This window comes from Aquibacillus kalidii, assembly GCF_014280935.1.
GTDB classification, from domain to species: Bacteria; Bacillota; Bacilli; order Bacillales; family Amphibacillaceae; genus Aquibacillus_D; species Aquibacillus_D kalidii.
Window position 1 is genome coordinate 1 of record NZ_JACLZI010000001.1, and the last position, 15,248, is coordinate 15,248.

15 protein-coding genes, 1 rRNA gene and 1 pseudogene are annotated in these 15,248 nt (G+C 34.9%); 16 read left to right on the forward strand and 1 reads right to left on the reverse strand.

Features of this window, described 5'->3' with window-relative positions; translation table 11 throughout:
• From rrf to rsmI, 11 genes are all read left to right on the forward strand, one after another.
• Positions 1 to 91: ribosomal RNA gene (gene rrf / locus H7K77_RS00005) — 5S ribosomal RNA — on the forward strand; the annotation flags it as partial.
• A gap of 214 nt (positions 92 to 305) precedes the next feature.
• Entirely contained in the window at positions 306 to 497 is a 192-nt protein-coding gene (locus tag H7K77_RS00010) for a sigma factor G inhibitor Gin (RefSeq protein WP_186575684.1), read from the forward strand.
• Positions 498 to 632: 135 nt separating this feature from the next.
• Complete coding sequence (locus H7K77_RS00015; protein WP_186575685.1) at positions 633 to 2,075, forward strand: aminotransferase class I/II-fold pyridoxal phosphate-dependent enzyme; 1,443 nt, start codon at positions 633 to 635, stop codon at positions 2,073 to 2,075.
• A gap of 32 nt (positions 2,076 to 2,107) precedes the next feature.
• Positions 2,108 to 2,740, forward strand: coding sequence for a dTMP kinase (gene tmk, locus H7K77_RS00020; RefSeq protein WP_186575686.1), 633 nt, complete (start codon positions 2,108 to 2,110; stop codon positions 2,738 to 2,740).
• Positions 2,741 to 2,886: 146 nt separating this feature from the next.
• Positions 2,887 to 3,216, forward strand: coding sequence for a cyclic-di-AMP receptor (locus H7K77_RS00025; protein ID WP_186575687.1), 330 nt, complete (start codon positions 2,887 to 2,889; stop codon positions 3,214 to 3,216).
• Positions 3,217 to 3,233: 17 nt separating this feature from the next.
• Positions 3,234 to 3,674, forward strand: a complete 441-nt coding sequence (locus H7K77_RS00030; protein WP_186575688.1) for a YaaR family protein — start codon at positions 3,234 to 3,236, stop codon at positions 3,672 to 3,674.
• 117 nt (positions 3,675 to 3,791) lie between these two features.
• Positions 3,792 to 4,778, forward strand: coding sequence for a DNA polymerase III subunit delta' (holB, locus tag H7K77_RS00035; RefSeq protein WP_186575689.1), 987 nt, complete (start codon positions 3,792 to 3,794; stop codon positions 4,776 to 4,778).
• 7 nt (positions 4,779 to 4,785) lie between these two features.
• On the forward strand, positions 4,786 to 5,613 hold the full coding sequence (locus tag H7K77_RS00040) for a PSP1 domain-containing protein (protein WP_186575690.1): 828 nt from the start codon (positions 4,786 to 4,788) through the stop codon (positions 5,611 to 5,613).
• Between the two features lie 15 nt (positions 5,614 to 5,628).
• A complete protein-coding gene (gene yabA, locus H7K77_RS00045; protein WP_186575691.1) occupies positions 5,629 to 5,976 on the forward strand; it encodes a DNA replication initiation control protein YabA in 348 nt (115 codons plus the stop codon).
• Between the two features lie 171 nt (positions 5,977 to 6,147).
• Complete coding sequence (locus tag H7K77_RS00050; RefSeq protein WP_186575692.1) at positions 6,148 to 6,894, forward strand: tRNA1(Val) (adenine(37)-N6)-methyltransferase; 747 nt, start codon at positions 6,148 to 6,150, stop codon at positions 6,892 to 6,894.
• Positions 6,895 to 7,023: 129 nt separating this feature from the next.
• Positions 7,024 to 7,899 (forward strand): 16S rRNA (cytidine(1402)-2'-O)-methyltransferase, encoded by an 876-nt coding sequence (gene rsmI / locus H7K77_RS00055; RefSeq protein ID WP_186575693.1) that lies wholly within the window; start codon positions 7,024 to 7,026, stop codon positions 7,897 to 7,899.
• Positions 7,900 to 7,941: 42 nt separating this feature from the next.
• Here the strand turns inward: rsmI and H7K77_RS00060 are convergent, their stop codons facing one another.
• Positions 7,942 to 8,220, reverse strand: a complete 279-nt coding sequence (locus H7K77_RS00060; RefSeq protein ID WP_186575694.1) for an AbrB/MazE/SpoVT family DNA-binding domain-containing protein — start codon at positions 8,218 to 8,220, stop codon at positions 7,942 to 7,944.
• A 425-nt stretch (positions 8,221 to 8,645) separates the two neighbouring features.
• Between H7K77_RS00060 and metG the strand changes: the two are divergent.
• The 5 genes and pseudogenes from metG to rsmA form a co-directional block, all read left to right on the forward strand.
• Positions 8,646 to 10,598, forward strand: a pseudogene (gene metG / locus H7K77_RS00065) (methionine--tRNA ligase); the annotation flags it as partial.
• Between the two features lie 76 nt (positions 10,599 to 10,674).
• The gene (locus H7K77_RS00070; protein WP_186575696.1) at positions 10,675 to 11,445 is read left to right on the forward strand and encodes a TatD family hydrolase; all 771 of its coding nucleotides are present in this window, start codon (positions 10,675 to 10,677) and stop codon (positions 11,443 to 11,445) included.
• 620 nt (positions 11,446 to 12,065) lie between these two features.
• A complete protein-coding gene (locus tag H7K77_RS00075) occupies positions 12,066 to 13,265 on the forward strand; it encodes a G5 and 3D domain-containing protein (RefSeq protein WP_186575697.1) in 1,200 nt (399 codons plus the stop codon).
• A 522-nt stretch (positions 13,266 to 13,787) separates the two neighbouring features.
• On the forward strand, positions 13,788 to 14,348 hold the full coding sequence (gene rnmV / locus H7K77_RS00080; RefSeq protein WP_186575698.1) for a ribonuclease M5: 561 nt from the start codon (positions 13,788 to 13,790) through the stop codon (positions 14,346 to 14,348).
• The gene (rsmA, locus tag H7K77_RS00085; RefSeq protein WP_186575699.1) at positions 14,341 to 15,234 is read left to right on the forward strand and encodes a 16S rRNA (adenine(1518)-N(6)/adenine(1519)-N(6))-dimethyltransferase RsmA; all 894 of its coding nucleotides are present in this window, start codon (positions 14,341 to 14,343) and stop codon (positions 15,232 to 15,234) included. Before rnmV ends, rsmA begins: the two co-directional genes overlap by 8 nt.
• Positions 15,235 to 15,248: the final 14 nt, after the last annotated feature.

A 15,248-nucleotide genomic window follows, 5' to 3' on the forward strand; every position in this document is an offset into this window, starting at 1 on the left:
CACCTGTTCCCATGCCGAACACAGTAGTTAAGCTCTCCAGCGCCCATGGTAGTTGGGGCTTTGCCCCTGCGAGAGTAGGACGCCGCCAAGCAAATGAAAACCGAGTAGACATTTTGTTTACTCGGTTTTTTCTAATATAATAATTAATTAACGACTTATAAAAGAAAGCAAATTAGTACAACCTAAATTTAACTGTACAAACAAGTTTTGCTCACCTTTTTCATAGAATGAAATATAACTATATTAAAAGATTAAATGTATAGTTATCGTTAGATTAGGAGATACTAACTAACGGAGGTGGAGATATGAATACAGTGAAGCACAGAGAAGCTTGCGGCATATGCGACCAAGAAAAGGAAAAAGGAATTCATTTATATAACTTATTTATTTGCTGTGAGTGTGAACAAAAGATGGTCCATACAGAACCCCAAGAAGCACAATACCAATTCTATTTAAATAAACTAAAAAACATCAACAAATCAACCCTATATTCATAGACAAGTAAAAAGAATCATCCAACCAGCTTTGAGGTAGGATGATTCTTTTTATTGTTTTTTCTAACTAACTGTAAATCAATATCATCATTATTGTTATAATAACAAGCATACACTTAAGAAAAGAAAGGGATCTATATGGAAATAAATAATTCAAAGACACCTTTATTTGATAAATTACAAGCATTTAAAGAAAAAGGACCTCTTTCCCTACATGTTCCAGGTCATAAAAGTGGTACAGTATTTGCAAAGAGAGCTTTAAACTTATATCAAAGCATTTTATCTATTGATCTAACAGAATTATCTGGACTAGATGATTTACACGCTCCTACAGAAGTTATATCAGAAGCTCAAACTTTAGCCGCAAAATGGTTTGGTGCTCAGCACACATACTTTTTAGTGGGTGGAAGTACGGTGGGGAACTTGGCCATGATTCTTGCTACCTGCAATCAAGGTGACAAAGTCATAGTACAAAGAAATTGTCATAAGTCTATCTTGAATGGATTAGAGCTTTGTGGTGCTCACCCTATTTTTGTTACGCCTCAATTTGAAGCAGATGTTGATAGATATGGAGGACCAACAGTTCAATCCATCCAGGATGCTATCCAGCTAGAACCTAACGTTAAAGCACTAATATTAACGTATCCAGACTATTTCGGTAGGACGTACCAGTTAGATGAAATTATAAAAAAGGCGCATCAATATAACATACCTGTTTTGATTGATGAAGCCCACGGTGTACATTTTTCATTAGATAGTAGTATTTTTCCCAATTCGGCTGTAGAGTTGGGTGCTGATATCGTTGTCCAATCAGCTCATAAAATGGCACCTGCTATGACGATGGGGGCCTATCTACATTTGGGTACTAGTTTAGTTTCTAAAGAAAAAGTAGCACATTATCTACAGATCTTGCAGTCTAGCAGTCCATCCTATCCAATTATGGCAAGTCTTGATTTAGCCAGATATTACTTGGAACAAATCTCTATTACTGAATTATCAAAGGTGCAAGAGAGTGTAGGAACGTTTAGAAAACATTTAGCTGGAAGTAGTAACTGGGATGTACTTCCATACCAAGTCGGAATAGATGACCCATTAAAAATTACCATTAAGATTAAAAATGGTCTTTCTGGGCAAGAAATAGCAAGGCTTTTTGAAAAAGAAAATATATACCCAGAACTATCTACTCATAACCAAATATTATTTATCCATGGTCTAAAGGCATTAGACAACCATAGACAACTTCAACAATCGATAGAAAGTATAAAAGAACAATTAAAAACAGAGCCTAAGCATGCTACAATAGAGGATATATCAACCTATTTATTCAAATCTATTCAAACATTGGAGTTTTCTTATCAGGAGATGAAAAATAAGAAGACGGAGTTTACTAGTTGGGAAAATATTGAAAATAGAATTGCTTCTGAGGCTGTTATTCCGTATCCCCCTGGAATACCAATAATTGCAAGGGGAGAAATAGTAACAACACAGCATATAAAAATGATAAAATATTTATATAAACAAGGTATTAGATTCCAAAATGATAATATAAAGAATGGTCTAAAGGTCTTTTTAACAGAATAAAGGTTTTACAGAGCATTAAAAGGAGAATGAACGTGACAGGATATTTTATTACCTTTGAAGGCGGAGAAGGAGCAGGGAAAACTACCATCCTTCAAGCAATTGCAAATCAACTTACAGAAGAAGGATATGAAGTAATAGCTACCAGAGAGCCTGGGGGTATTGAAATTGCAGAAAAGATTAGAAGTGTTATTTTAGATCCTTCACATACAAGTATGGATGGGAGAACAGAAGCCTTGTTATATGCCGCTGCACGACGGCAACATCTTGTAGAAAAAGTATTGCCAGCACTTAAACATGGAAAGATCGTTTTGTGTGACCGGTTCATAGATAGTAGTTTGGCCTATCAAGGTCATGCAAGAGGTCTTGGTATGGACGAGGTTTATAAGATAAATGAATTCGCTATTGAAGATTGTATGCCTGATTTGACTTTATTATTTGATATTAAGCCTGATGAGGGGCTGAACAGGATACAAGCTAATAGCTGTAGAGAAAAAAACCGTCTTGACTTAGAGGAAATAAGATTTCATGAAATGGTATATGAAGCATATCAATTACTTTTAAATAAATTCCCTCAGCGTATTCATTCAATAGATGCACATCCAAGTATAGCTGAAGTAGAACAGCAAGCTTATAAAAAGGTTAAAGCATTTATAGGCAATATGTAACAAAATGAATACATTATTAGGAAGCGAAGACGACTGTTTTGATTCCTGGATATGTGAACCAAGGTAACAGTTTAATCTTCCCTAAAGGGGATTACTTAATTCAGGTTGAATCTAAGAGTCGTAACTAGTCTGAAGGAGGAATAGTGATGAAACTTATTTTAGCGGTGGTCCAAGATAAGGATAGTAATCGTCTTATTAGTGCTTTAGGTGATAAGGAATTCAAGACAACTAAGTTATCTACTACAGGTGGATTTTTAAAAGAAGGTAATACCACACTAATGATTGGTTGTGGAGATGAATACGTTGATGATGCATTAGGTATTATAAAAGATAACTGTAGTCAGAGGGAACAAATGGTGGCACCTATTTCACCGATGGGTGGGAATGCTGATTCTTATATTCCTAGACCTATAAATGTTGAAGTAGGCGGAGCAACCGTATTTGTTGTACCAGTTGATTCATTTTTTCAATTTTAATAGAGGGGTAAAAACAGATGAAAATTAGTCAAGAATTACGTTCACAACTAGAGTCAGCTAAGAAGAATCCCCTTCAACAGTCTGTTGGAACTAAAAATTTTGATTCAGTTGTAGCATCTGAGTCAAAAAAGTTAAAAGAGCAGGAATTAAATAAACTAATGCAACAACTAACTTCTCAAGGTGAAAAACTTGCGAAGTTTCGTTCATTTAGTGATCTTGCAAAATATAAACGAATGGTAAAAGGGTTTGTTAAAGAGGCAGTACAATTCGGGATGGATCTAAAGCAATCACATAGTTGGAGTCCAGATGGACATAGTCGAAAATTAACCATAGTCGAAGAAGTAGATGAGAAACTAGTTAGTCTAACAGAAATGGTTTTGGAGCAAGAAAAAAAATCTATTCGTATATTAGATGTGATTGGGGAAATTAAAGGTTTACTAGTTAATTTATACACGTGATTTTAAGAATAGATAATAAGAGGATGGATTAGACATAATGTATTATTCTGGTCTATCCTTTTTCTATATAATAGAAAGCAACATACAAAGCATTTTTTTAGTAAAGGAAGAAATAGCATGAATACATGGGCCGAAATGAATGAAACACAACCACTAGTTAGCAAGATGCTTGCGAACAGTATAAAAAAGGATCGTATTTCACATGCGTATATGTTTCAGGGGGCAAAGGGAACTGGAAAATATCAATTAAGCTTATTACTGGCAAAAAGTTTATTTTGTAAAAATAGGCTAGATGGTGATCCATGTAATGCTTGCAAAGATTGCCAACGAATTGATTCAGGTAACCATCCTGATGTCCACCAAATTATACCGGATGGTCAATCAATAAAAAAAGAACAAATTTTACATTTACAAAAAGAATTTACTTATACAGGGTTGGAATCTAATCAAAAAGTATATATTATTGTAGATGCTGATAAGATGACTACAAATGCAGCAAATCGGTTATTGAAGTTTCTAGAAGAACCAAGTAAATTAACGACAGCAATGTTATTGACAGAAAATAGTCAAGCTATCATTCAGACGATTAGGTCTAGATGCCAAATAATGGCACTACAGCCTCTTAATCCTAAAACAGTTGAGAAAAAATTACAGGAACAGGGTTTATCTGACTCTAGTGCTAAATTAATGGCAGCTATGACAAATAATATTAATGAAGCAGTTGAAATAAGTGAGGATGAGTGGTTTGCTAATGCAAGAAAGTTAGTGGTACAATTAGTAGAAGTCCTTCAAGCTAAACCGGATGAAGCTTTGTTATTTATTCATAACCAGTGGATGCCTCATTTTAAGGAAAGAGATCAATTACAGCAAGGTTTGGACTTATTAATTTTCTTTTTTAAAGATATTATTTATCATTATATTGGAAATGAGAATGCCATTGTTTATATAAATCTATTAGATCAAATAACACAGGCCTCTATGCATTGGTCGAGACAGTATGCTACCCATACATTAAATATGATCATGGAAGCAAAAAGAAAGCTTGACCAGAACGTACATCCTGCTTTAGTTATGGAGCAATTAACACTTCAAATACAGAGGTGAGTTATTAATGATAGAAGTAATAGGTGTCCGTTTCAAGAAAGCGGGTAAAATATATTATTTTGATCCAAATCAAATTGCGATCAATCAAGATGACTATGTGATAGTCGAAACAGTAAGAGGTATTGAATTTGGTAAGGTTGTCATTGCAAATAAGAACGTCGATGAGGAAGATGTTGTATTACCTCTAAAGAAAGTAATGAGGATTGCTAATGACAAAGATAAATTAATTGTTGCCGAGAATCAGGAGAATTCTCAGGAAGCATATAGGGTTTGCCAAGATAAGATTATTGAACATAGCTTAGACATGAATCTGGTTGATGTTGAATATACCTTTGACAGAAATAAAGTAATCTTTTACTTTACAGCAGATGGCCGTGTAGACTTTCGAGATCTAGTGAAAGACCTAGCATCAGTGTTCAAGACAAGAATTGAACTCAGACAAATAGGGGTTCGTGATGAAGCCAAATTGCTTGGAGGTATAGGTCCGTGTGGTCGGATGCTATGTTGCTCGACTTTTCTAGGTGATTTTGAACCAGTTTCTATAAAAATGGCGAAAGATCAAAATCTATCATTAAATCCTGCAAAAATCTCAGGGCTTTGTGGAAGATTGATGTGTTGTTTGAAATATGAAAATGATGACTACGAAACAGCAAAGAAACAACTTCCTGACTTAGGAGAATATATTCAAACTCCTTATGGTAAAGGAAAAGTAGTAGGACTAAATATTTTAGAACGCATTATTCAAATTGAAATTCCTGAAAAAGAGAGAGTCATTGAATATACATTGGACGAGCTAATCAATGAGGGAGTTATCAATACGCAAGCCACGGAATAATGGGGTGGAAGAAGCGTGAATAAAAAAGAAGTCTTTGAACAAGTGTCTTATATGGAGGAACAAATAGGACAGTTATATCAACAACTCGGCGATTTGAAAAAGCATCTCAGTGAACTTCTAGAAGAAAATCACAGATTAGGTGTTGAAAATCATCACCTTAGAAAAAGGCTAGAGGAAGAAAATGAAAATGGCGGAGAAAGTGAAGGACAGTTAGACGAGAAAGACAACGCTGTTGGCGAAGGATATGATAATCTAGCACGTTTATATGAAGAGGGATTTCATATTTGTAATGTCCATTTTGGTAGTCCTCGCCAAGATGAAGACTGTTTGTTTTGCTTACTATTTTTAAATAAAACAAAGTAGTTTTTCGCCATTTTAAATAATTTTTGTAGGAATATAGAATATTACAGACTGACTCTTAAGGATAAGCCTTCAGTGTCAGTCTTTCTTTTAGAATGAAAAGAAATGAAGACTTTTTAAACTATAAGAAAATGAAACATATTAAATGTAAATGAACGAGAGGTTAGATTATTCATGGAGTTAAAAGGTGATGAACGAATAGATTGTTTATTGGCAGAAGAAAATATGCATATTATACAAAGTCCAACGGTTTTTTCCTTTTCTCTGGATGCAGTTTTATTAGCACATTTTGCTTATGTGCCAATCCGTAAAGGTAAGATTATCGACTTATGTACAGGAAATGGCGTTTTACCACTCTTATTGAGTAGAAAGTCACAAGCAACTATTCATGGTGTTGAAATACAAGAACGTTTATATGATATGGCTATCCGAAATGTGAAATTAAATAAGCTCGATAAACAAGTTGATATTATATTCGGTGATCTAAAAGATATGCCAAATAAATTTGGAAATGATAAGTTTGATGCAGTTACAGTTAATCCACCGTATTTTAAGACGTCTAATGAGAATCACCATAATAAAAATGATTACCTGACTATTGCTAGACATGAGATTTACTGTACGCTTGAAGATGTTGTCCAAGCATGTAGCAAACTAGCTAAATCAGGTGGTAAGGTAGCTATGGTTCATAGACCAAGTCGGTTAGTAGAAATCATTTCTCTTTTTAGAAAGTATAAATTAGAACCAAAGCGAATGAGACTGGTTTATCCTAAAAAGGGAAAAGAGGCAAATACTCTTCTGATTGAGGGGGTAAGGGACGGGAATCCTGATTTGAAAATCCTTCCTCCACTATATGCATTTGAAGATGATAATAATTATACAGAAGAGCTAGAAGGTATTCTTTATGGTAAAAACAATTGATTCACTTGATATCGAAAGCCTGATTACACATCAAGTCAATTTGTTAATTACAGCAGTTTAATTAGATGAGTATTATAAAAAGCAGATGCTTAGCTTGATTAATTCTTTTTAAGAAGGGAAGAATGGTGGATGAAGATACAGAGTAGTTTTCAGAATAACAGTAAAAATGGAACTTTATACATAGTACCAACACCAATAGGGAATTTAGAAGACATTACAATCCGTTCACTTAATGTGTTAAAGAGTGTGGAATGGATAGCAGCTGAGGATACAAGGAATACGAGAAAGTTATTAAACCATTTTGAAATAGAAAAGTCTTTAGTTAGTTATCATGAGCATAATAAACTAGCAAGAGAAACACGAATGTTAGATGTACTTCAAGAGGGGAAAGATATAGCACTAGTAAGTGATGCTGGTATGCCAGGAATTTCTGACCCAGGTTATGAATTAATTCGGGCTGCGATAGATGAGGACATTACCGTTGTTGTCTTACCTGGAGCGAATGCCGCACTTTGTGCTTTAGTAGGTTCAGGACTTTCTACTAATGAATTCTACTTTTACGGTTTCTTGCCTAGAAAGAAGAAAGATAGAGACAATGACGTTCAAAGGTTAAAAAATATAGAAGCATCTGTATTGTTTTATGAATCACCACATCGGTTACGTGAAACGCTAGCCTATCTACTTGAACAGTTTGGTGATCGAAATGTATCGATAGCTCGTGAATTAACAAAGAGGTATGAAGAATATATCCGAGGTACATTATCAGAACTTATCGAATGGACAGAGACTGGAACCGTTAAGGGTGAGTTTTGCATTGTCATGGAAGGTAACTCGGATCCAATATCAGAACAATCACTATGGTGGAGTCATTTAGATATAATTCAACATGTTGATCATTATATAAAAGAGGAACAGTTTAACAGTAAACAAGCAATCAAGAGAGTTTCTGAGGAAAGACAGATTCCTAAAAGGGAAGTGTACCAAACCTATCACGTGGAGCAATAAAAAAACCTTCGCACTATTAAAAATGCGAAGGGGATAATTCTATTATTTACTCAAACGAGATTGAATCTCTTCTATAAGTGCTTTTGCTCCATCTGGACTTAATATCAATTTACCATCAGCTAACGAAAAATTATCGTCAGAAACTTCACCAGTAACTTGACAAGTCATATTAGGTTTGTATTTTTTAAGAATGATACGATCATCATCAACGTAGATTTCTAATGCATCCTTTTCATTAATTCCTAATGTTCGACGTAGTTCAATAGGTATTACAACACGACCTAGCTCATCAACTTTACGTACAATGCCTGTAGATTTCATTTTAGGTTTCTCCCCTTCACATAGAAAATAGTTCGTCAATATTCGACATCTTTAGCAATATTTTACCAGTGACTGACAGTAGTGTCAATTAAAATTAACTAAATTTTTTTGATTTAGAGGAAAGTTAATCAAAAATACACAATTAAGGGAGTATTTTAGCAGGAATTTTCCTATTATGGCTAAGTTTAATAGAAAGTAGCGAAATTTATCAGGTTAATTTCGACAAATTCTCCAAAAATACATAGCTTTTTAAAAATAAGTGAATAGGAAAACACATAGAGGCGGTTATTTATGGAAAATTGTTAAAAAAATCGCTACAATGGATACAGACTGAATATATAAATAAGCACAAGGCAGAGAATTCAAAGTGATAAATGAAGCCAGTAGCTTAGAACAATAGTTCGTGCAAGGTATTAAAGGAGGCAACCAAATTGGCACAAGAAAAGAAGACGTTTTATTTAACTACACCGATTTATTATCCTAGTGGAAACTTACATATAGGTCATGCATACTCTACAGTTGCTGGCGATGTAATGGCAAGATATAAAAGATTACGTGGATATGATGTTATGTACTTAACAGGTACAGATGAACACGGACAAAAAATACAGAAAAAAGCAGATGAAAGTGGAGTTACCCCACAGAAATATGTAGATGATATTGTTAGTGGCATTAAGGATTTATGGAATAAGCTAGAAATTACTTATGATGATTTTATAAGAACTACTGAAGATAGGCATAAAAAAGTTGTCGAGAAAATTTTTGCGCAATTATTAGAACAGGGTGATATTTATCTAGATGAATATGAAGGTAGCTACTGTACTTCATGTGAATCGTTCTTTACGGAAAGACAACTTGAAAATGGAAAATGTCCAGACTGTGGTGGCCCAGTAGAGAATGTAAAAGAGGAATCTTACTTTTTCAAGATGAGCAAATACGTAGATAGACTTCTTGCTTACTATGAAGAAAATCCTGAGTTTATCCAGCCTGAGAGTAGAAAGAATGAAATGATTAACAACTTTATTAAACCTGGATTAGAGGATTTAGCAGTTTCTCGTACAACATTTGATTGGGGAATAAAAGTGCCTGGTAATCCAAAACACGTTATTTATGTTTGGATAGATGCACTTTCCAATTACATAACTGCTTTAGGATATGGTACTGAAAATGAAGAAAAGTATAAAAAGTATTGGCCAGCGGATGTCCACTTAATGAGTAAGGAGATTGTACGTTTTCATACGATCTATTGGCCAATCATGTTAATGGCATTAGACCTTCCACTACCTAAAAAGGTATTTGCACATGGTTGGATTTTAATGAAAGACGGTAAAATGTCCAAATCAAAGGGAAATGTAGTTAATCCAATTGATTTAACAGATCGTTATGGCCTTGATGCATTAAGATATTATTTACTTCGAGAAGTACCATTTGGCTCTGATGGTGTGTTTACCCCAGAGGGATTCGTTGATAGAACTAATTATGATCTAGCAAATGATTTAGGAAACTTGTTGAATCGGACTGTGGCAATGATTGTGAAATATTTTGATGGTCAAGTTCCTTCTTTCCGTTCAGGTGAAGATACTTTTGATGAACAATTAGAGCAATTAGGTAAAGATACAGTCAAAAAAGTAGAAGATGCCCTAGATAATATGGGATTTTCTGTTGCTTTAACGTCGATTTGGCAGTATGTCAGTCGAACAAATAAGTATATCGATGAAACCCAACCATGGGTACTTGCGAAGGATGAAAATAGCAAGGAACGTTTAGGCAATGTTATGGCTCATCTTGTCGATTCGTTGCGACGTATAGCGGTTTTACTTCGTCCATTTTTAACGAAGACGCCGACTAGTATTTTTGAGCAAATTGGTGTTAGTAAGGATGAGGATAAAGAGTGGGAAAGCTTGTATTCCTTTGGCGTGATATCAGAAGGTACAGAGGTTAAGAAACAGGATCCAATTTTCCCTCGTCTGGAAGTAGAAAAAGAAGTACAAATCATAAAAGATATGATGAAAAAACCAGAAACTAAAGAAGAGAAAAAACAAGAAATTAGTGAAGAAATTACTTACGATGACTTTATGAAGTTAGATTTACGAGTTGCAGAAGTAATAAGTGCAGAAAAGATGAAAAATGCAGATAAACTGTTAAGGATCCAACTTGATCTTGGAACAGAAAAAAGGCAAGTAGTCTCAGGTATTGCTAAGTACTATTCACCTGAAGAGTTAACTGGGAAAAAGGTGATTTGTGTAACAAATTTGAAGCCAGTTAAATTACGTGGTGAATTATCTCAAGGAATGATTTTATCAGGTGAAGATGAAGAAGGAAATCTTTCCCTAGCAACAGTTGAGCAAGATTTACCAAATGGTTCGAAGGTTAAATAAATAGAAATAACGCTTATCTATTCTGATAAGCGTTATTTTTAGGTCTCTAACTTAGGAAAGTAAAAGGAGGAATAGTATGTTGTTTGATACGCACGTCCATCTCAACGTATCTCAATTTGACGAGGATCGTGAAGAGGTAATGAGAAGGGCTAAAGAAGCTGGAGTTGAATATATGGTTATAGTTGGTTTTGACCATGAAACAATACCAAAAGCGATAAAAATAGCGGAAGAAAATCCTAGTATTTATGCTGCTGTTGGTTGGCATCCGGTCGATGCAATTGACATGACAGAGAAAGAGTTAACGTGGTTAGAAGAATTAACGGATCACCCTAAAGTTGTTGCACTTGGTGAAATGGGTTTAGATTATCATTGGGATAAATCTCCCAAGGATGTCCAAAAGGACGTATTCCGTAAACAAATAAGGTTAGCAAGGAAAGTAAACATGCCAATCATTGTCCATAACCGCGAAGCGACTGAAGACATTATCCAAATCCTACAAGAAGAAAATGCAGCTGAAATAGGCGGCATTATGCATTGTTATAATGATTCGGTTGAATATGTTCAAGCGTGTTTAGATATGAATTTTTATATCTCCTTAGGAGGACCGGTAACATTCAAAAATGCAACGTTACCAAAAGAGGTTGCTAAAGTAGTGCCTATCGATCGTTTGCTGATTGAGACAGATTGTCCATTTTTGGCACCACACCCAAATAGAGGGAAAAGAAATGAACCAGCATATGTCAGTTTAGTTGCAGAGAAAATTGCCGAATTAAGAGGTATTTCAATAGAAGAGTTAAGTCAAAAAACGACTGAAAATGCATTAAGGTTTTTCAGAATTGCTGAATAGAAAAAATGAGAGAGACACTTTAGTTTAAGTGCCTCTCTTTTTTATTTAAAGATAAGCTTTAATGATCTTTTTGTGGAGTGTGACATATTATCTGTAGACTCTCCAGTAATAAATAGGATAGGCGATCTAACGAAGCGAATTGTTAAGGTATTAGTAATTTAGCGACGTAAGGAACCCTCTAACGAAGCGAATTGTTAAGGTATTAATAATTTCGCGATGTAAGGAGCTCTCTAACAAAACAAAATTTTTTTCTGATTTTGCAACGTTAGAAATCCTTTCTCGTCACAAATTCACAGCATCGCATTTAAAACTTGTTTAATAAATCGTTATAAGTTACTCCAGAGTTTATTAAACTACCTCATTGGAACACAGTAAAGGATCCGAAAAGAGAAATTCAAAATGAAGTTTCAATGAACACTTAAAGCCTTGATAAACTGTATTTTTGTACGGTCTTTTCTGTTTGTAACGTATTTTTAATATTTTTGAAATAAACGGGTTGAAAGTATTGATAAAAGCTGTTCTAACAATGTTTATGAGGAGGTTTAGATGGTTAGGTAGCATTTGACAGGCATTTTGAGGGTTTATATAATACAACGGCAGGTATAAGGAGGCAAACGAGCATGAAAAAACTTTCAAAGCTATTGCCGGCTCTTAATAAAAAGCTGGTTATACCTATTATTTCTGTCATTGCTTTTCTTGTTTTTGGAACGATAGTGGCTTATCAAGTTACGAAAGAACAAGTTACTGTTGTACAGGATGGTGAAGTAACAACTATCAAAACACATGCTGACACAGTGAATGACGTATTAAAGGAATTAGGTATCCAGGTGGAAAAATATGATGAATTATCCCCTGGGAAGAATACTACTATTACATCCGACATGAAAATTACCTTTAAACAAGCTAATAAAATAATAGTTTCTACAGATGGACAGAACAAAGAATACTTTTCAACTTCAGACACTGTAGGAGAATTTTTTAAAGAAAATAATATAAGTTTTACTGAACATGATCAAGTATCTGCAACGGATCAAACTGCTATTGAAGATGGATTAACGATTGAAGTGAAAAAAGCATTTCAGGTTACGATCAACGATGGTGGTGAGAAGAAAAAGGTATGGACTACTGGTGGAACAGTAGCAGACCTGATGAAGAAGCAAGAAATTGCTCTAAATGAACTAGATCGTCTTGAACCAAAAGAGACGGAGAACCTTTCAGAACAAACAACTATTGAGATCACTCGTGTGGAAAAAGTGACGGATATCGTAGAAGAAGCTGTTGACTATGCTGTTGAAAAGAAAAGTGACAGCTCACTAGCTAAAGGAAAAGAAAAGGTTGTTTCTGCTGGTGAAGAGGGACTAGTCGCTAAACACTATGAAGTGGTACTAGAAAACGGTAAGGAAGTTTCCAGAGAACTTGTTAAAGAAGAAGTTAAGAAAGAAAGCCAAAAACAAGTGGTTGCTGTAGGTACAAAGGTTATTCAGAACACGAATACGAACACCGTTTCACGTGGGGATAGTGCTGTATCTAAAACGGTAATGATGCACGCAACTGCATATAATTGGAATTGCCCTACGTGTAGTGGATCAGGTAGAACAGCAACTGGATATAATTTAAAAGCTAATCCTAGTGGAGTTGTATCTGTAGACCCTAGTGTCATTCCTCTTGGAACGAAAGTTTGGGTTGAGGGATATGGGTATGCCGTTGCAAGAGATACAGGTGGAAATATTAAAGGAAACCGTATAGACATTCACTTACCTACACAAGCAGCTGCAGAACGATATGGTACACGAACGGTAAAAGTTAAAATTTTAGATTAAATGAATATATTATTGCCCTATCATTCATATGATGGGGTTTTTTAATGCATATGTTGAGGTAACTCCGAAGAATACAAGTGAATCGTTACGGTATAAAGGAAGTGGCAGAAATACCTGCACTAATCTAGACGAATCGTTACGGTATAAAGGAAGTGGCAGAAATTACCTGCACTAATCTAGACGAATCGTTACGGTATAAAGGGAGTGGTAGAAATACCTGCACTAATCTAAGCGGAATCGTTAAATTATTTAAAGATTGGTTGGAAAATCACACAATTCAGGCGAGACGATGCCCGTGTGAAAGCAACTTCCTAAAGCGGGGATCAACGTATCCACTTACTGTAGATTCTGGATATTGCAGAAAAACATTAATCTTTTTGAAGCAGCTTTTTAAGGTGTCCTTATATGCTTCTTTATATTATGCTGCTCAAGAAAAGGTGTGCTATTTTAAAATAGGTTAGAGTTCTCTATAATAAGACTACATATTATAAGATATAGAATGTACATAGATGGAGGAAGAAAGTGAAGATAAAAGAAGTTATTGTTGTAGAAGGTAAAGATGATACTGCTAGGATCAAGCAAGCCGTCGATGCAGATACAATAGAGACAAACGGCTCTGCTGTAAATTCTTATATTATTAATCAAATCAAGCATGCTAAAGAAAAGAGAGGTATTATTATATTTACTGACCCAGATTATCCGGGTCAACGTATTAGACATATTATTTCTAATGAAGTCCCTGGCTGTAAGCATGCATTTCTACCTAAGGCCGAGGCTAAGGCGAAACATGACAAAGGAATAGGGATAGAGCACGCATCAGTCATATCTATTAAAAAGGCATTAGAAAATGTATATGAAGTTGCAGAGGAATTTGATAATGAGATCACCCGGGAAGACTTACTGGATTATGGCTTATTAGGTGGAGAAGGAGCTAAGGACAGAAGGAAAAGATTAGGGTTGAGGTTAAATATTGGTTATACAAATGGAAAACAATTACTAAAGCGGCTAACAATGTTCCAAATATCAAAACAGTTATTTATACAATCCATAGAACAAATTATACAGGAGGAAAATAATGAGTGAAACGAAAGCAATAGCTACACCAAATAAAACAAAAGAGATATTGAAAAAGTATGGCTTCTCCTTCAAAAAAAGCTTAGGACAGAACTTTTTAATAGATGTGAATACATTAAAAAATATTATTCACCATGCCGGGATAGATGAGAAGACTGGTGCAATTGAAATTGGGCCTGGGATGGGGGCATTAACCGAACAATTAGCTATTCACTCTAATAAGGTTGTTGCATTTGAAATTGATCAAAGATTAGTGCCTATTCTAAAAGAAACACTTGGGGCATATCAGAACGTTGACATCGTAAACCAGGATATTCTAGAAGCAGATATTATGCAAGTGATGAAGGATCATTTCAGTCCGGGTCAGGATGTGAAAATAGTTGCTAACTTACCTTACTATATTACAACTCCAATCCTTATGAAGCTTTTAATGGACAAATTACCTGTATCAAGTATTACAGTTATGATTCAAAAAGAAGTTGCAGAGCGAATGGCAGCAGTACCAAATACAAAAAGTTATGGTTCCTTATCCATTGCTGTACAGTATTATACAGAGGCACGTGTTGTAATGACTGTCCCTAAAACCGTATTTATGCCTCAACCTAATGTTGACTCTTCTGTACTTCATTTAGAGTTAAGGGAAAAGCCACCAGTAATTATTGATGATGAAGCTTTCTTTTTTGAATTAGTGCAAGCAAGTTTTGCACAACGGAGGAAGACACTACGAAATAATCTGGTACGCTTTTTTGCAGATGATATTGAAAAAGAAAAAATGGAACAACTAATGCAAGACATTAATATAGATGGTACTCGCAGAGGGGAATCTCTAACAATAGAGGAATTTGCCAGCTTAGCTAATCAGTTTTTCCCACACACAAAAAGAAATAACAATTAATTTCAAGGAACATG